Source organism: Polaromonas sp. SP1, from assembly GCF_003711205.1.
Classification (GTDB): Bacteria; Pseudomonadota; Gammaproteobacteria; order Burkholderiales; family Burkholderiaceae_C; genus Polaromonas.
The window spans coordinates 1,558,339-1,576,145 of sequence record NZ_CP031013.1; the positions used below are offsets into that span (position 1 = coordinate 1,558,339).

Here is a 17,807-nt window from a genome sequence, read left to right on the forward strand (position 1 = left end):
CGTGCGCACCCGCGCGCGTACATGCGCGAGAGCCGCTATTGTAGTGATGCGCCCAAGGAGCCCCCGTGTTGAACCGCCGAAACCTGATGCAGACCACTGCCGCCCTGGCCTTGCCGGCCGCCGCCGGGCTGGGCCTGCCCGCGTGGGCCAAGGCCGGCGAAAGCCCTTTGCCCAAGCTCGGCGGCACGCTGCAGTTGCCGGCGCTGACGCTGCTCGACGGCAGCGCCTGGACGCCCGCCGCGGCGTCTGGAAAGACGCTTGTGGTGTACTGGTGGGCCAGCTGGTGCCCTTTTTGTGCGGTGCAGTCGCCCCATATAGAAGCCCTGTGGCGGGCCCAAAAGGCCAACGGGCTGGAAGTGCTGGCGCTGTCCATCGACAGGCAGCCGGCGGCAGCCGCTACATATATGAAGACCAAGGGTTACAGCTTCCCCGCCGGGATGCTGACCCCCGAGGTCGCGAAGTTTTTGCCCAAGCCTGTGGGCCTGCCCGTGGTGGTGGTGCTCAAGGTGCCGGCCAATAGCCGTGAAGGCAAAGTCGTATTTGCGGAAAGCGGGGAAATGTTCCCCGAAGATGTAGAAGGTTTGAAGAAGTACATATGAAAACCCTTGTGATTGCAGAAAAGCCCTCGGTGGCGCAGGACATCGTCCGCGCCATCACGCCGACGGCGGGCAAGTTCGAAAAACACGATGAATATTTCGAGAGCGACGAATGGCTCGTCACCTCGGCCGTCGGCCACCTGGTGGAGATCCAGGCGCCTGAAGAGTTCGACGTCAAGCGCGGCAAGTGGAGTTTTGCCAACCTGCCCGTCATTCCGCCCTACTTTGACCTCAAACCCATCGACAAGACCAAGACGCGGCTCAACGCCATCGTCAAGCTGGCCAAACGCAAGGACGTGAATGCCCTCGTCAATGCCTGCGACGCGGGCCGCGAAGGCGAGCTGATCTTTCGCCTGATCCAGCAGTACGCCAGCAGCAAGCACCCGGTCAAGCGCCTGTGGCTGCAGTCCATGACGCCGGCCGCGATCCGCGAAGGCTTTGAAAGCCTGCGCAGCGAAAAGCAGATGCAGGGCCTGGCCGATGCGGCGCGTTCGCGCTCGGAAGCCGACTGGATGGTCGGCATCAACGGCACGCGCGCCATGACGGCCTTCAACTCGCGCGACGGCGGGTTCTTTTTAACCACCGTGGGCCGCGTGCAGACGCCAACGCTGTCGGTGGTGGTGGAGCGCGAAGAAAAAATCCGCAAGTTCGTGAGCCGTGATTACTGGGAAATCCACGCGACCTTCCTGGCCGAGGCCGGCGAATACCCGGCCAAGTGGTTTGACCCGAAATGGAAAAAAGCCGCGGCCAATGCCGCCAACGGTGAAGGCGCCGAGCCCGACCCTGAGTTGAAGGCCGACCGCGTGTGGTCCGAGCGCGAGGCGCTGGCGATTGCCGAGGCCGTGCGCGGCAAGGCCGCCACCGTGACGGAAGAAAGCAAGCCCACCACGCAGGCCGCCGGCCTGCTGTTTGATTTGACGTCACTGCAGCGCGAGGCCAACGGCAAGTTCGGCTTCTCGGCCAAGACGACGCTCTCGATTGCGCAGAGCCTGTATGAACGCCACAAGGCGCTGACCTACCCGCGTACCGATTCGCGCGCGCTGCCCGAAGACTATTTGCCGGTGGTCAAGCAGACCTTTGAAATGCTGGCCGACAGCGGCATGAAGCACCTGGCGCCTCATGCGGCCACGGCCCTCAAGGGCAACTACATCAAGCCCAGCAAGCGCATTTTCGACAACGCCAAGGTGAGCGACCACTTCGCCATCATCCCAACGCTGCAGGCGCCCAGTGGTCTGAGCGAGGCCGAACAAAAGCTGTATGACCTGGTGGTGCGCCGCTTCATGGCGGTGTTCTTCCCGAGTGCCGAATACCTTGTCACCACCCGTATTTCTCAGGCCGTGGGCCACAGCTTCAAGACCGAGGGCAAGGTGCTGGTCAAGCCGGGCTGGCTCGCAATTTACGGCAAGGAAGCCGCCGACGAAGTGGCCGATGCCAAGGACGGCGACAAGGGCCAGAGCCTGGTGCCGGTCAAGCCGGGCGAGATGGTGCGCGCCGAAGTGGTCGAGGCCAAGGGCCTGAAAACCCGGCCGCCTGCCCGCTATTCAGAAGCCACCCTGCTGGGTGCGATGGAAGGCGCCGGCAAGACGATTGACGACGACGAGTTGCGTGAAGCCATGCAGGAAAAAGGCCTGGGCACGCCGGCCACCCGCGCCGCCACGATTGAAGGGCTGATCGCCGAGAAATACATGCTGCGCGAAGGCCGCGAGCTGATCCCGACGGCCAAGGCCTTCCAGCTGATGACGCTGCTGCGCGGCCTGGGCGTGGAAGAGCTCTCCAAGGCCGAGCTGACGGGCGAGTGGGAGCACAAGCTGGCTCAGATGGAGCACGGCAAGCTCAGCCGCGAGACCTTCATGGCCGAGATCGCCGCGATGACGGAAAACCTCGTCAACAAGGCCAAGGGCTACGACAAGGACACGATTCCCGGCGACTACGCCACGCTGTCGGCGCCCTGCCCCAACTGCGGCGGCGTGATCAAGGAAAACTACCGCCGCTACACCTGCACCGGCAAAAAAGGCGACGACGGCTGTGGCTTCAGCTTCGGCAAGACGCCCGCCGGCCGCACCTTTGAAGTGGCCGAAGTCGAGCAGTTCCTGCGCGACAAGAAGATCGGCCCGCTGGACGGCTTCCGCTCCAAGGCCGGCTGGCCTTTCACCGCCGAGATGGTGATCAAGTTCGACGAAGAGACCAAGAACTACAAGCTCGAGTTCGACTTCGGCGACGACAAGAATGCCGAGACCGGCGAGATCATCGACTTCAGCGGCCAGCAGTCGCTGGGCCCCTGCCCGCGCTGCGCCTCGCGCGTGTTTGAACTGGGCAAAAACTACGTCTGTGAAAAGTCGGTGCCCACGAAAGAGCAGCCCACACCCAGCTGCACCTTCAAGACCGGCCAGGTCATCCTGCAGCAGCCGATCGAGCGCGAGCAGATGCACAAGCTGCTGGAAACCGGCAAGACCGATCTGCTCGACAAGTTTGTCTCGATGCGCACGCGCCGCCCCTTCAAGGCCATGCTGGCCTGGGACAAGGAGGCCGACAAGGTGAACTTCGAGTTTGCGCCGTCCAAATTCCCGCCGCGCAAGCCGGCGGCTGCCAAGTCGGGCACGGTGAAAACGCCTTTCGGCAAGACCGTCGCCGCAAAAACCGCCAAAGCACCGGCTGCGAAGAAAGTCGCCGCCAGGAAAACACCGGCCGCCAAAACCGCCAAGCCCAAGACGCCGCGCGTGGCCAAGCCGGGCGCAGGCCTCAAGCCCAGCGACGCCCTGGCCGCGGTGATAGGCGCCGAGCCGGTGGCCCGCACCCAGGTCATCAAGAAGCTCTGGGACTACATCAAGGCCGAAGGCCTGCAGGACGCAGCCAACAAGCGCGCCATCAACGCGGACGCCAAACTGCTGCCGGTGTTCGGCAAGCCGCAGGTCACGATGTTTGAGCTGGCCGGGATTGTGGGCAAGCACTTGACGGCGGAATAAGAGGCCCACCAGCAAGCTCGCACGGCGCTTGCACCTCCCCCGCTGGGGGAGGTGCAAAACAAGCCGCTCGACCAGTACTGACTGCAGTGGCTGGACTGCTATTGTTTTGATAGCTGCTTGCCCATATGGCTATTGGGCCAGAGCCTGATTTTGTTTAAAAATCTGAGAGTCGCCGCAGGCCGTCCCCGCTCAGGCGGCCGGCTCGGGCAGTTGCCGCAGCGCATGCAGCTGCGAGGCAAAGATCACCGCAGCCTGCAGTACAAAGCCGGCCAGCGCCAGCCACAGGCAGGCCGCTTCGCCCATGGAGGCGCCCACCACGCCGCCCAGCGCCGCACCGATGGGGCGCGAGCCGGCGTTGACCGCCAGGAACACCGCCGAGACGCGCCCCAGCATGGCGTGGGGCGTCACGCTCTGGCGCAGGGTGGTGGAGGTGATGGTCCAGACGATGGGCCCGACGCCGAACAGGAAAAATGCCATGCCCGCCATCACGCCGCTGGGCACAAACAGCGTGGCCGCCATCGTTGCGGCGGCCAGCACCGACACGGCCGGGCCGAGCTGGATGGCGCGGCCAAAAGGCATGGCCGCCACCACACGCGGCGACAGCAGTGCGCCTATCACCATGCCCGCGCCATAAGCGCCGAGCGTGATGCCCACGCCTTGCGCCGTCAGGCCCAACACGCGCACCGCGTAAGGCACGTAGGCCGCCTGCAGCACAAACCAGGCGATGTTCCAGACCGTGCCGGCGATCACCATGGGCCGCAAATAGGTTTGGCGCCAGACAAATTGCGCACCGTCGCGAATCTCCAGCAGCGCGTGGCGTCTCGCGGTGGGCGTGCGCGCCGGCTCCGCCAGGCCCAGCAGCAGGGCGACGGCCGCGCCGGACAGCAGCGTCGCCAGCACAAAGGCCGAGGACGCACCGGCCCAGGCCACCAGCGCACCGGCCAGCGCCGGCCCGCCGGCAAACGCCATGCTGCGCGCCAGCTCCAGCCGCCCGTTGGCGCGCGCCAGCGCCGCGCGCGGCACGATGGCGGGCACCAGCGCGGGCGCTGCCACACTGAAACACACGGTGCCTACCGCGCCGATAAACCCCAGCAACGCCAGCCCCGCAATCGACAGCTGGCCGGTCAGCACCATGGCCAGCAGCGCCAGCAAGGACAGCGCGCGCAGGGTTTCGGCCGCCACCATCAGGCGGCAGCGTGACACGCGGTCGGCCAGCAAACCGAGAGGAATCGCCAGCAGCAAAAAAGGCAGGGTTTGCAGCGCCGCCAGCAGGCCGATCTCGCCGGGTCCGGCGCCCAGCACCAGCACTGCAACCAGTGGCACTGCTGCCAGGCTCAGTTGCTCAGCGGATTGTGCGGCGAGGTTGGACCAGGCCAGCCGTTGAAAGGAAATGGGAAGCGGGGCTTGCATAGGCAGGGGGAATGAAGGCGCCATTTTGCCCATGGCGGCCGTTTTCTGCTGGCCGTTACCGGACCCGCGATTAACCGGGGATTGCGCTCAGTGCAACTGCAGCGCCGGCCAGCCGCGCTTGCCGCCAATGGCCGCCAGCGTGGCGTCGGCATTCACCGTCACCGGATGCTTCACCGCCTCGAGCAGCGGCAGGTCGTTGATCGAGTCGCTGTAGGCCGTGGTTTTGCAGTCCTTGAATTGCAGGCCGCGGGCTGTGAGCCAGGCATGCAGGCGCTCGACTTTGCCTTCGCGCATGTTGAGCACGCCCGTGGTGCTGCCGGTGAACAAATTGCCTTGCATCTCGGGCTCGGTCGCGATCAGGTGCTCGATGTCAAAGTAGATTGCCGTCAGTTCGGTGATGAAGCGGTTGGTGGCGGTGGTCATCACCACCAGGTCGCCGGCTTCCAGGTGTTTGTCAACCAGCGCCAGCGCGGCCGGCGTGACGCGCGGCACGATCCAGTCGGCTAAAAACTCCTGCCGCAGCGGCTCCCACTCTTCGGCCGTGCGCCCGGCCAGCGTGCCCACATAAAAATCGGCGAACTCTTTCAGGCCCACGGTGCCGGCCCGGTAGCGCGCCGCCATGTCGGCGTTGCGCGCGGTGAATTCGGTTTTCCCGAGAATGCCCTTTTCGATCAGGAAGTCGCACCACAGCACATCGCTGTCACCGTTGAGCACGGTGTGGTCCAGGTCGAAGAGGGTGAGCTTCATGATGAAAGGGCTCCAGGTAATTTCCGTTCGGACTGAGCTTGGCCTGTCCTGAGCTTGTCGAAGGGTCGAAGGCTCTGCCTATTCAGGAAGCGTTTCGACAAGCTCAACGCGAACGGTTGGGGGAGAGGGCTAAGCTTGGCGCAGATGCCAGGCTTTGGGCCGGGTGAAGGTCTGGATGCCGTAGGTGGACAGCGTCAGGCCCACACCCGAATCGCCATAACCGCTCCACGGCAAACGCGGGCTCACGCGGTCGCAGCAGTTCCAGTAGACGCTGCCGGCGTTGACCTGGGCCAGCAAGGCCTTGGCGCGTGCTTCGTCAGGCGTAAAGACGCCGGCGGTCAGGCCGTAGCGTGTGTCGTTCATCAGTTTGACGGCTTCCGCATCGCCCGAGACTTTCTGGATGCCGATGATGGGGCCGAAGCTTTCCTCGCGCATCAGCTCCATGCTGTGGTTCACATTGCTGAACACCGTGGGCTCGTACCAGTTGCCCGGGCCGGCGCCGCGCTTGCCGCCGGCCAGCAGTGTCGCGCCTTTGGCTTTGGCGTCGGCAACCTGGGCGTCCAGTACATCCAGCTGCGGCGCGCGCGTGATGGCGCCGATATAGGTGTCGTCGCTCAGGGTGTCGCCCGTCTTGAATGTTTTGACCGTGTCGACGAAGGACGCCACAAAGCTGTCGTAAATTTTTTCATGCACATAAATGCGCTCGACCGAGCAGCAGCTTTGGCCGGTGTTGTACATCGCGCCGTCGGCCAGTGATTCGGCGGCGTTCTTCACGTTGGCGTCTTCGGTCACATAGGTCGGGTCTTTGCCGCCCAGCTCGAGCTGCAGCTTGACCAGGCGCGGGCCGAGCGCCTGCGCGATTTTGGCGCCGGTGGCATGTGAGCCGGTGAAAAACAGGCCGTCGATCTTTTGTTCCATCAGCGCAGCGCCCACCGCGCCGCCGCCTATCAGCGGCACAAACACGTCTTGCGGAATGCCGGCCGCATGCAGCAGGCGGGCCATGGCCAGGCCCGACATCGCGGCGTATTCCGACGGCTTGTACAGCACCGCGTTGCCCGTGAGCAGCGCCGGGATGAACACATTGCCGCCAACAAACCAGGGGTAGTTCCAGGCTGAAATATTGGCCACCACACCCAAGGGCGCGTGTTCGATCTGCTCGGTCATGCCGCCGTCGTTGAAAACGGTTTGTGTGCCTATGGCGCCGCCCACTTCGGCCAGGAAGAAATCGATGCGCCCCAACAAGCCGTTGAGTTCGTTGCGCGACATCTTGATGGGCTTGCCGGTCTCGCGCGTCATGATGGCGGCCAGCGAATCCAGCTCGGCCACGATGCCGGCGCGAAAGCGCGTGATGCAGGCCTTGCGTTCGGCCATGGGCACGGCGGCCCAGGCGGCCTGAGCAGTGCGCGCGCGCTGCGCCTTGGCGGCCACCGACGCCGCGTCATCGGCGGGCAGCTCGGTGATCAGTGCGCCCGTGGCAGGGTTATGGATGGCGAGAGTGTTCATGCTTGCTTTGCTTTCTCTTTGGCTTCGGCCACAGCGGTCAGGAAGTCGTTGAGCACGGCGGCGTCGTCAATCGTGTCGGAGCCGGGCTGGTGGAATTCCGGGTGCCACTGGGTGGCGGCGATATAACTCTTGGTCTTGTCTTTTCGGCGAATCGCTTCCACGATGCCGTCGTCCACGCTGAAGGCCTCGGCCACGAACTCGGGCGACAAATCCTTGATGCCCTGGTGGTGGATGCTGTTGACCCGTACGCGCTCTACACCGGGGTACATGGACGAGAGCCTGGTGCCCTGCACGATGTTCACGCTGTGGAAGTTCTGGTCGTAGGTCACGGCGTCGCGGTGCACAAAGGACTCGGGCACCTGCGTGTTGATGTCCTGGTACAGCGTGCCGCCAAACGCCACATTGAGCAACTGCAGCCCGCGGCAGACGCCGAATACGGGTTTGCCGAGCTTTTCAAAGGCGGCCACCAGCGCTTTGTCGTACTCGTCTCGCACACGGTCGCCCGACCATTTTTCTTCCAGCGGCTCTTCGCCGTAACTGCCGGGCCAGACATCCGCGCCGCCGTGCAGCACCAGGCCATCCAGCCACTGCGCATAGTGTTCGTAGGTGACGTCACCGCGCTGCGTGCTGCCGGTCGGGCAAGGCACCATGACGACCATGGCGCCCGAGGACATGAGCCAGTGCGCGATCGACTGCTCGACGTATTGCAGCGTCTTGCCGGTGAAGAAGGAACGGGTTGGGTCGGCGTGCGAGAAGCAGGCCGACAAACCGATCTTGAGACGACTGGCGGCGATCACAGAGCGGCCTCGAACAAGCGTTGGAAGTCTTCGGACTTGCAGGGGCGTGGATTCGTCTGGTGGCAAATGTCTGCCGTGGCGATCTCCACCAGGCGCGGCAGGTGCTCACGCTTCACACCGTGGGCCGACAGCGAGCCTGTGATGCCGACGCTTTCTTTCAGCTGCTTGAGCCAGGGCACCAGGGCCTTGCCGCCGCCGGCCACGCCGCAGACATGGGCCAGCTCGTCAAACTTGGCGGGCGCCGATTCGTAGTTCCAGGCCAGCACCGTGTCGATCATCAGTGCATTGGCCAGGCCGTGGTGCAGGTCGCAGACGGTGCCCAGGGCATGGGCGCATGAATGCACCGCGCCCAGGTCTTTCTGGAAGGCGATGGCACCCATCATCGACGCCATCATCATGTCGCTGCGCGCCTGCAGGTTGGAGGGCTCCTTCACGGCGGTCAGCAGCGCGCGGGCCGCAATGCGCGTGCCTTCCAGCGCGATGCCGTCGCACAGCGGGTGGTAGGCGGGCGAGAGATAACTTTCGATGTTGTGCGTGAGCGCATCCATGCCCGTGGCGGCGGTCACGTGCGGCGGCAGGCCCAGCGTGAGCTCCGGGTCGGCAAACACCACCTTGGCCAGGATCTTGGGGCTGAACACCACGCGCTTGATGTGCGTGTCGTTTTCGCTGACGACGGAAGAGCGGCCGACCTCGGAGCCGGTGCCCGAGGTGGTGGGCAGCGCCACAAAGTAAGGCAACTCGTTCACGATGGGGCGCACTTGGGGGTGGTCCCAGACGTATTCGAGGATGTCGCCTTCGTGGGTGGCTGCAACGCCCACCACCTTGGCTACGTCCAGCGCCGCACCGCCGCCAAAACCGATCACGCAGTCGGCCTTGTGCGCCTTGTACGCTGCGGCGCCGTCCATGACCTGGCTGCAGGTCGGGTTGCCGAACACGCCCGAGAACACGGCCACGTCCAGGCCCGCCAGGTGGGTCTTGAACTCGGCCAGCACCGGCAGCGCGCCCAGCGCCTTGTCGGTCACGATCAGCGGGCGCTTGCAGCCGGCCGCCAGCAGGGTTTCGGCCACCTGCTTGCGGGCGCCGGCGCCGAAGCGGATGGCGGTGGGAAAGGAGAAGTTGGTGGTGCTCATAGGGTGTTTTCTTGTGAGGGCTGTTTCAGGTGGCGGAGGTGAGTTGCAAATACATGTGCTGCTTGCCGAACGGTACGCCGTTCACGCGGATCGCGTCGGGCTCGACGCCGAAGGATGCGAAGCCGGCGCGGGTATAGAGGGCGGCGGCCTGGCGGTTGGTGTCGGTGACGGTCAGGATGAGCAGTTCTATGCCCGAGATTTTGGCCGCCCGGATCACGGTGTTGACCAGGGCCAGGCCCAGGCCCTGGCCGCTGTACTCCGGCGCGACATACATGGCAACCAGCGTGGCCTTGTGGCGATTCTTCAGCCGCGTTTCACGCGTCATGCCGACGACGCCGGCCAGCGTGCCTTCCACAAATGCGCCCCACATGATCGTGTCCGATGTGGGTGACAGACGCTTTTCAGTGTCGGCCGGTGAGCGCAGGTTTTCTTCTTCAAAACTGGAGGTAAAGGCGTCAGGGTGGTCGCGCAGGCCGCGCAGGCGCAACTCCCGGTAAACGGGTGCGTCTGAAACTTCAAGTCGCCGGATCTGCATTAAAGGGTTCGAATGAGGATTCAAAGTTAAATGATCTCGAAATAGCGTTTCATTTCCCAGTCGGTCACGGCGTCCAGCCATTGCCGCCACTCCCACTCGCGCGTGGCCGCGAAGTGATCCACGAAAGTATCGCCCAGCCAGTCGCGCGCGATGGCTGATTTCTGGAAAATCCGGGTGGTTTCGATCAGGGTGCGCGGCGCGCGGGGAATGTGCTCGGCGCCGCTGTTGGTGCCGGTGATGGGCGCGCCCAGCTTCAGGCCTTTTTCCACGCCGTGCAGGCCGGCGGCGATCACCGCGGCCATCGCCAGGTAGGGGTTCACATCGGCGCCGGGGCAGCGGGTCTCCAGGCGCGTGGCCTTGGGGCTGCCGGCGATCACGCGAAAACTCGCGGTGCGGTTGTCCATGCCCCAGGTGGGTTTGACGGGCGCCCAGAAACCGTCGACCAGTCGTTTGTAACTGTTGATGGTGGGCCAGATCATGGGGCCGAACTCCATCATGCAGGCGACCTGGCCGGCGACGTAGCTCTCAAACAGCTTGCTCATCTTGCGCGGGTTCTTCGCGTCGTAGAACAGGTTGTTTTTGCCGTCTGACAGGCTCTGGTGGATGTGGCCGCTGCAGCCGGGCAGCTGCTGGTGGGGCTTGGCCATGAAGCTGGGCATGATGCCGAAACGCGAACCGATCTCTTTGGCGCCTGTCTTGAACAGGATGGCGCGGTCGGCTTGCTCCAGTGCCTCGCTGAAGCCGATGGCGACCTCATACACGCCGGGGCCGGTCTCGGTATGCAAGCCTTCAATCGGGATGCCGAAAGCCAGCATCTCGTCCATGATGGCGTTGAAGAAGTCCTGGTTCTGGTTCATCCGCAGCAGCGAATAGCCGAACATGCCGGGTGTGAGTTTTTCGGCGCCTACGCCGTTTTTGGCGGCCCAGCTCTGCGGCGTTTCCAAAAAGTTGAACCACTCGAACTCCATGCCCGTCATGGGCATGACACCCATTTTTTCGGCGCGTTTCAGCACGCGCTTGAGCGTCTGGCGCGGGCATACGGCGTGGGGTGTGCCGTCTGCATTCACAAATTCGCCCAACACAAACGGCACGTTGTGGTCCCAGGGTACGTGGCGTGTGGTGGCCAGGTCCAGCCGCGCCAGCGCATCCGGAAAGCCGTGCTGCCAGCCCGTCACCGAGGTGTTGTCGTAGCAGTTGTCCATCATGTCCCAGCCCAGCACCACATCGCAAAAGCCGAAGCCCCCGGCCGGGTAGGGCTCGGCCGCACCGAAGAACTTGTCCTTGTGCAGGTATTTGCCGCGCAGCACGCCGTCGATGTCGCTCACCGCGACCTTCATCTTGTTGGCGCCTGACTTGCGCAGCATCTCCAGGGCGGGATGGGGCGCGGAGGATTTGGTGGTGGTCTTTTTGGGCATGGTGTGGGCGCCTTGTGGTTTAGGGGTGGGCGCTTGCCCGGCCTTTTTCGGCCAGGCCAATCGCAAATTCTTCTTCCGGCGAGAGGATCAGGCGGTGCCGCCCCATCACCGCGAAGTAGCTGATGCCGATGGCAAACCACAGTGCCACCCACAGCACGCCGACGCGGTAGACCGGGTCGCTGAGCTGGAAGTAAATGGTGACCAGCGCGATGAGCAGCGTCAATACCGCACCGGCCACGCCCAGCGGGCTGCGGTAGGGGCGCTCCATGTTCGGCAGCTTGCTGCGCAGCCGGATGAACGACAGCGCCTGCATGACATAGGAGAACATGGCGCCGAACACCGCCATGTTGAGCAGGGTGCCGCCTATCACGGCAGAGCCCTTGTCGACCCCCAGCGTGAACCACAGCACAAACATGACCACCAGCGCCACCACCGAGCCGACGATCATCGCGATGTGCGGCGTCTTGCGGCTGCCGTGCGTGACCGACAGCCCTGAAGGGAAATAGCCGGCGCGGCTCAGCGAATAGATCTGCCGGCCCTTGGCAAAGATGATGGTGTGAAAACTCGCCACCAGGCCCAGCACCGCGATCAGCGCCAGGATCTTGGCGATGCCGCTGCCGTAAATGGCCTTGAAACCATCAAGCAGCGGCTCGGCCGAGGTGCTGAGCGCGTGCGAGCCTATGCCCGCAACCGACGGATTGAGCCACAGGATCATGAAGGCCGACAGGATGAGCGTGAAGATGCCGGCGATGATGCCGCGCGGCATGTCACGGCGTGGGTCCACCGACTCTTCAGCGGCCAGCGGCAGTTGTTCGATGGCGAGGAACAGCCACACCGCAAAGGGCAGCGAGGCCAGCACGCCGGCAAAGCCCAGCGGCAGGAAGGGGCCGCGGCCCTCGGGCAGCACGGCGCCGCCGGCGCCCACATTCATGGCCCAGCGTGCGAAGTCGATCTTCGGCAATGCGCTGACCCAGAAGGCCACCAGGCAGGCCAGCGCAAGCAGCGTGACGGCAAGCGTGATCTTGAACGACAGCTCGACGCCGATGATGTTCAGCCCGATGAAGACGATGTAAAAACCGATCCACCACAAAGGCTGCCAGGCCGGCGGTGTTCCGAAGATGCTGCCCATGTAGCTGCCGATGAAAAACACGATGACGGCGGGCGTCAAAACATATTCAACGTTTTCAGCCAGCCCGGTGAGGAAGCCGCCCCACGGCCCCATGGCGGTGCGCGCAAAGGAATAGGCACCGCCGGTGTGCGGCAGCGCGGGCGACATTTCGGCCAGCGAAAACGTCAGCCCCAGGTACATCACGGAAATGATGATGGTGGCCAGCAGCATGCTGCCCCAGCCGTTGGCCAGGCCCAGGTTCCAGCCTGCGAAGTGGCCTGAGATCACCGCGCCCACCCCGAGCGCCCAGAGCGACCAGACGCCGGCATAGCGTCTGAGCCCCCGCTTTTCAAAGTAGCTGCCGTCGACTTTGGCGTATTGGACGCTGGAACGTTCTGACATGGTGGCTCCCTAGTGGTTGCAAGGTTGGAGGCCCGGTGGGGCCGTGTTGCATCCTAGGGCGGGGGTGGGCGCGCTGAAATCCCATTTCGGCAAGTGGCGTGAATGGGGCGCTGCAGAAGTGAGCGAAAGTAAGTCGAACTGTTTCAAAGCGTAGCTTGCGCACGGCACGAATCCTGCAAGAATGCGTCGATGGCACATCCCCCCGATAACGTCCGGCCAGCTCCACCGGTGCTGTTGTCTCACGCGTCGTTTGCCGACGCGGACGAGCAGGCCGCTGCACTCACGGGCTGGAACCAGAGCTACCTGCAGCTTTCGCGCGGGGCCTTTGGCGGGGAAGTGCGGCAGCTGGAATTTGCGGGCTTGCGCCTTTTTGTGGAAAGCCTGCGCGAGTCGGTCTACCAGACCGGCCAGATCCGTGAAGGTGCATTGGCCCTGGGGCTGCCGCTGCAGGTTGAAGGGCCCAGCGTGTTTTGCGGTGCGCCCAGCGATGCGGATGCACTGCACGTGTTTTCGGGCGCATCGGGTTTTGAATTCCGCTCGTCCCGCCGCCATGTGATGCTGGGGCTGGAGCTGGATGAAGCCGCCTGGCGCCGCTGCGGCGAGCATGACCCGGCCTTGCAGGCGCGTCTCGGTGCGCAGGCCGGCTTGCGCCGGCTGGACGGTGCGGCGCAGGCGGGGCTCAGGCAATGCCTGACCGGCGTGCTGGATACGGTGGAGGCCGCTCCGGCATTGCTGCAGTCGGCCGCCGTGCAGGCTGCCATGCTCGACAGCGTGGTGGAGCAGCTCGGCCGTGTACTTGCACCCACAGATAACGTGGATGCCGTCGCTACCCACGGGCATTGGGCGCTTGCGCGCCGTGCGCGCGAACTGGTGCATGCGCAGCTCGACCAGCCGCCCACCGTGCTGGCGCTGTGCGAGCAGCTCGGCGTGAGCCGGAGAACGCTGCAAAACGGATTCCAGACGGCGCTGGGCATCAGCCCCTTGGCCTATCTGCGCGCCGTGCGCCTGAATGCCGCCCGGCAGGCGCTGAAGACCGCTACATCGGTGACGGCGGCTGCAACGGACCTGGGGTTTTGGCATTTTGGTCATTTCGCACACGACTATCAGCAAATGTTTGGCGAACTTCCCTCCGAAGCGTTTCGCAGATTTCACTAATCACCAGCGCAGGTGCCCTGCTTGCTTGTGAAGTCAGGCCGGTGCAGCGGACGTAATGCCCATGTCCTTCAAAGCACCCGCCACAGCCAGCACGGCCTGCTCGATTTCATTCGGGCCGATCGCTCCGATGCAGCCCACCCGGAAAGTTTCCACCTGCGTGAGCTTGCCTGGGTATAGGACAAAACCGCGATCTCGTGCCGCGGCATAGAAGGTCTTGAAGTCGTAGCGGCTGTCGGCCGGCGCGTGGAAGGTGACGATGATGGGCGCCTGGATGGCCGGGTCCAGGAAGGGCTTGAAGCCGAGTTTCGCCATGCCCGCGATCAGCGTGCGGTAGTTGTTTTCATAACGGGCCAGGCGCGCGGGCTGGCCCCCTTCTTCCTCAAACTGGGCAATCGCCTCGGCCAGCGCCACCACCACATGCGTGGGCGGCGTGAAGCGCCACTGCGTGGTTTTTTCCATATAGACGTATTGGTCGTGCAGGTCCATCGCCAGTGACTGGCTGCGGCCCGCGCAGCCGTCGAGGATGGCCTTGCGGATAAACACAAAACCCATGCCGGGCACGCCCTCAAGGCATTTGCCGCTGGCGGCTACCAGTGCATCGAAATGCACTTTGCGTGCGTCAATCTCGATGGCGGCGAAGGAGCTCATCGCGTCCACCAGCAGGCCCTTGCCGTGGGCCTTGCAGACATCGGCGACTTCCTGCAGCGGGTTAAGCACGCCCGCGCCCGTCTCGCAATGAATGAGCATCACATGCGTGATGCTGGCGTCGGCCTTGAGCTGGTCGGCCAATGCCGCGGGCGACACCTGCGCCGCTTCGTCAAACGGCATGACGGTGCAGCGCCGCCCCATCAGCGTGGTGAGCCTGGCCGCGCGCTTGCAGTAAGCGCCGTTGTCCATCACCAGCACGTGCCCGTCGCGCGGCACCACGGTAGCGACTGCCGCCTCGACGCTGAAGGTGCCGCTCCCCTGTAGCGGTACGACGACGTGGGAATCCTGCCCATGGATGACAGCCAGCAGGCTTTTGCGCACGCTGGCTGTGACGGCGTTGAAGTCGCTGTCCCAGGAGCCCCAGTCTTTGAGCATCGCGAGCTTGGTGCGCAAGGTGGTGGTCAGCGGGCCGGGAGTGAGGAGGATTTTGTCTCTGTCCATGGATTTGTCTCTTCTTTATAGGGGAGTCGCGGGAACCCGTGAATATCAGCGTGCGCCGCCCCGCCAGGCCTGCGTGCGACGGTTGATCCACCATCCCAGCGCCATGAACAGCAGCGTGGCAACCGTCGACGCAAGCCCGATCAGCACCGCCATCGCGGCGGCGGCGCCGATCTCGCCGGCCTCGTCCAGGTTCAGGATGGCGATGGACGCGACTTTGGTTTCAGGCGAATAGAGGAAGACCACGGCGGAGATCGTCGTCATCGCGTTGATGAAGAAGTAGCGTGCGATATCAACCAGGGCTGGCGTGCAGATCGGCAGGGTGACGCGCCAGAAGGTCTTGAAGAAAGGCACCTTGAGTGAGGCGCTGACCGCTTCGAATTCGCCGTCCAGTGCCTTGAGCGCCGTCACGGCCGTGAGGTGGCCCGTGGTGTAGAAGTGCACGATGGTGCACAGCGTCAGCAGGGTCAGCGTGTGGTACAGGCCGTTCAGCGGGTTGTCGGGCGCGTTGAAAAAGAAGATATAGCCCAGGCCCAGCACCAGCCCAGGCACGGCCATGGGCAGCATGGCCAGCATGCGCACAAAGCCGCGCAGGCCGTCCATGCCTTTGGTCTTCTCGAGCAGGTAGGCGCTGACGAACACCAGCGCCGTGCCGAAGAAGGCGGTGCCCGCGGCCATCTTCAGGCTGTTGACAAAACCGACACCGACCTCCGCATCGACCAGCCCCATGGTGTAGTGGCGCAGGCTGGGCGAAAGGTTGTAAGGCCAGAAGCTGGCGAACGAGGCAAACACCGCCATGCCCAGCATCGCCAGCACCAGGAAGGCGATGGCGCAGCAATACAGCGTCATCACCCAGTCGTAGCCGCGCGAGGGCGTGGGCCGGTAAGGCACGGCGCGGGCCGTCAGCATGGCGGTCTGGCGTTTGCTGACGTATTTGTCGACCGCAAAAGTCAGCACGGCGGGCGCCAGCAGCAGGATGGCGACGACCGCGCCCTTGGCAAAGTCCTGCTGGCCGATGACCAGCTTGAAGACGTCGGTGGCCAGCACATTGAAGTTGCCGCCAATCACTTTCGGAATGCCGAAGTCGGTCATGACCAGCGTGAAGGTGACCAGTGCAGCCGAGATCAGGCCGTACTTGGCGCCGGGCAGCGTGATGGTGAAAAACTTGCGCCGGGCGCTGGTGCCCATGGCGTTGGCCGCTTCATATAGGCGCGCGTCCGACAGGCCGAGGGCCGTGACCAGAATCATCAGCGCATGCGGAAACACCGCAAAGCACTCGGCCACCACAATGCCGGGCGCGCCGTAGATCTGCTCGATGCCCAGGCCCTGCATCCAGCTTTTCAGCACGCCCTGGTTGCCGAACCAGTAAATCAGCGAAATCGCCGACAGCAGCGAAGGCGCCAGCAGCGGAATCAGCGTGATGCCGCGAAACAGCGCCTTGTATTGCATGCATGAGCGCGTCAGCGCATAGGCGAAACCAAAGGCCAGCGGCACGGCGATCAGCGTGACGGCGGTCGACACCCAGAGGCTGTTCCACAGGCTTTCGAGCAGCGCGGGGGTTTTGGCGTACTCGATGAAGTTGTCGAACCAGACGAAGTCGCCGGACTTGCCCAGCAGCGCCTGCTGAAGAATGGCCAGCAGCGGTGTCGCCAGAAACGCTATCAAAATAATAGCTACAAGTGCAAGCGCAGCATAGGCCAGGTGGTCAATCCAGTGCGTTTTCTGGCGCACCGCGGCAGGAGCAGGGGCGGTGAAGACCGGCATCAAAACACCTTGATGCGCTCGGGCAGCAGCTTCAGCGGCAGTGACGAGCCGATCTGCAGCGACTGCTCAGACAGGAAATTGAGCGAGAGATACACCGTGAGCTTGTGGCCGCCCAGCGCGGGCGAGGCCACATGTACATGGCAGAAGGAGCCCAGGAACTCGATCTTCTCGATGGTGGCGTCAAATACGTGCGCGTCGCCGGCGGCAATCGGCCGGGCCAGCACGTCTTCGGGCCGCAAATAAATCTTGGCGTCGCGGTCGGCGCCGTCGCAGGGCAGGCAGAGCGCGCCGAACTTCATTTCGCCGCCGCTCACGCGCACCGGCATCACATTGACCTTGCCGACAAAGTCAGCGACGAAAGGCGAAGCCGGCTCGCGGTAAATCTCCATCGGCGTGCCGACCTGCTCGATCAGGCCGTGGTTCATCACCACAATGCGGTCGGCCACGCTCAGCGCTTCTTCCTGGTCGTGCGTCACCATGATGGTGGTCACGCCCAGCTTTTGCTGCAGTGCGCGAATCTCCTGGCGCAGCCGTACCCGCTCCAGCGCATCCAGCGCCGACAGCGGCTCATCCAGCAACAGCAACCCGGGCGAAGTGGCCAGCGCCCGCGCCAGCGCAATCCGCTGCTGCTGGCCGCCCGACAACTGGCTGGGGTACTTCGCTTCGCTGCCCGGCAGGCCCACCAGCTTGACCAGTTCAGTCACCCGTTTGGCCGCTTCGGCCCTGGGCGTCTTGCGATTCACCAGCCCATACGCTACGTTGTCCGCCACGCTGAGATTGGGAAACAGCGCATAACTCTGGAACACGATGCCGTAATCACGCAGCGCCGGCGGCAACAGCGAAATGTCACGCCCGCCCTGGTGCACCTCACCCGAAGTCTGCACCTCCAGCCCCGCAATGATGCGCAGCAAGGTCGTCTTGCCGCAACCCGACGGACCCAGGAAGCACACAAACTCACCCTTGCGGATGTCCAGGTTGATGTCTTGCAGTGCGGTGAAGCTGCCGAATTCCTTGCGGATATGGCGCAGGTTCAGAAAAGTGTCGTTGTTCATTCGTGGGTATTGCCTGGGTACGCCGATACTGAATGCAAGCAACCAGCGTGGAACCGGCTTTGCCGGGCCACAGCTGGTGCCCCC

At 64.0% G+C, this 17,807-nt stretch carries 14 protein-coding genes; 3 read left to right on the plus strand and 11 right to left on the minus strand.

What is annotated here, in order from left to right; translation table 11 throughout:
* Nucleotides 1-65 precede the first annotated feature (65 nt).
* Entirely contained in the window at nt 66-599 is a 534-nt protein-coding gene (locus DT070_RS07480; protein WP_122954819.1) for a TlpA disulfide reductase family protein, read from the plus strand.
* Nucleotides 596-3,559, plus strand: a complete 2,964-nt coding sequence (locus tag DT070_RS07485) for a DNA topoisomerase III (protein WP_122954820.1) — start codon at nt 596-598, stop codon at nt 3,557-3,559. The genes DT070_RS07480 and DT070_RS07485 overlap by 4 nt, the downstream gene beginning before the upstream one ends.
* 189 nt (nt 3,560-3,748) lie before the next feature.
* Here DT070_RS07485 and DT070_RS07490 read toward each other — a convergent pair whose 3' ends face one another.
* The 8 genes from DT070_RS07490 to DT070_RS07525 form a co-directional block, all read right to left on the minus strand.
* The gene (locus DT070_RS07490; protein WP_122957311.1) at nt 3,749-4,969 is read right to left on the minus strand and encodes an MFS transporter; all 1,221 of its coding nucleotides are present in this window, start codon (nt 4,967-4,969) and stop codon (nt 3,749-3,751) included.
* An 87-nt stretch (nt 4,970-5,056) separates the two neighbouring features.
* Nucleotides 5,057-5,716, minus strand: a complete 660-nt coding sequence (locus DT070_RS07495) for an HAD family phosphatase (protein WP_122954821.1) — start codon at nt 5,714-5,716, stop codon at nt 5,057-5,059.
* A gap of 129 nt (nt 5,717-5,845) precedes the next feature.
* Entirely contained in the window at nt 5,846-7,219 is a 1,374-nt protein-coding gene (locus DT070_RS07500; RefSeq protein ID WP_122954822.1) for an aldehyde dehydrogenase family protein, read from the minus strand.
* A complete protein-coding gene (locus DT070_RS07505) occupies nt 7,216-8,016 on the minus strand; it encodes a gamma-glutamyl-gamma-aminobutyrate hydrolase family protein (protein ID WP_122954823.1) in 801 nt (266 codons plus the stop codon). The genes DT070_RS07500 and DT070_RS07505 overlap by 4 nt, the downstream gene beginning before the upstream one ends.
* Nucleotides 8,013-9,146, minus strand: a complete 1,134-nt coding sequence (locus DT070_RS07510) for an iron-containing alcohol dehydrogenase (RefSeq protein WP_122954824.1) — start codon at nt 9,144-9,146, stop codon at nt 8,013-8,015. The genes DT070_RS07505 and DT070_RS07510 overlap by 4 nt, the downstream gene beginning before the upstream one ends.
* Before the next feature lie 25 nt (nt 9,147-9,171).
* Nucleotides 9,172-9,681: a GNAT family N-acetyltransferase gene (locus DT070_RS07515; protein ID WP_122954825.1), complete on the minus strand. Its 510-nt coding sequence runs from the start codon at nt 9,679-9,681 to the stop codon at nt 9,172-9,174.
* 26 nt (nt 9,682-9,707) lie between these two features.
* Entirely contained in the window at nt 9,708-11,096 is a 1,389-nt protein-coding gene (locus tag DT070_RS07520; RefSeq protein WP_122954826.1) for a glutamine synthetase family protein, read from the minus strand.
* 19 nt (nt 11,097-11,115) lie between these two features.
* Nucleotides 11,116-12,606 carry an amino acid permease gene (locus tag DT070_RS07525; protein WP_122954827.1) on the minus strand — a complete coding sequence of 497 codons (1,491 nt, stop codon included), beginning with the start codon at nt 12,604-12,606 and terminating at the stop codon, nt 11,116-11,118.
* Between the two features lie 189 nt (nt 12,607-12,795).
* Between DT070_RS07525 and DT070_RS07530 the strand changes: the two genes are divergently transcribed.
* The gene (locus DT070_RS07530) at nt 12,796-13,761 is read left to right on the plus strand and encodes a helix-turn-helix domain-containing protein (RefSeq protein ID WP_122954828.1); all 966 of its coding nucleotides are present in this window, start codon (nt 12,796-12,798) and stop codon (nt 13,759-13,761) included.
* A 33-nt stretch (nt 13,762-13,794) separates the two neighbouring features.
* Here the strand turns inward: DT070_RS07530 and DT070_RS07535 are convergent, their stop codons facing one another.
* From DT070_RS07535 to DT070_RS07545, 3 genes are read right to left on the minus strand one after another with little or no spacing between them, the layout of a single operon-like run.
* Nucleotides 13,795-14,910, minus strand: coding sequence for a 2-aminoethylphosphonate--pyruvate transaminase (locus DT070_RS07535; protein ID WP_122954829.1), 1,116 nt, complete (start codon nt 14,908-14,910; stop codon nt 13,795-13,797).
* Between the two features lie 45 nt (nt 14,911-14,955).
* Complete coding sequence (locus DT070_RS07540) at nt 14,956-16,671, minus strand: putative 2-aminoethylphosphonate ABC transporter permease subunit (RefSeq protein ID WP_122954830.1); 1,716 nt, start codon at nt 16,669-16,671, stop codon at nt 14,956-14,958.
* The gene (locus DT070_RS07545) at nt 16,671-17,723 is read right to left on the minus strand and encodes a putative 2-aminoethylphosphonate ABC transporter ATP-binding protein (RefSeq protein WP_122954831.1); all 1,053 of its coding nucleotides are present in this window, start codon (nt 17,721-17,723) and stop codon (nt 16,671-16,673) included. The genes DT070_RS07540 and DT070_RS07545 overlap by 1 nt, the downstream gene beginning before the upstream one ends.
* Nucleotides 17,724-17,807 lie beyond the last annotated feature (84 nt).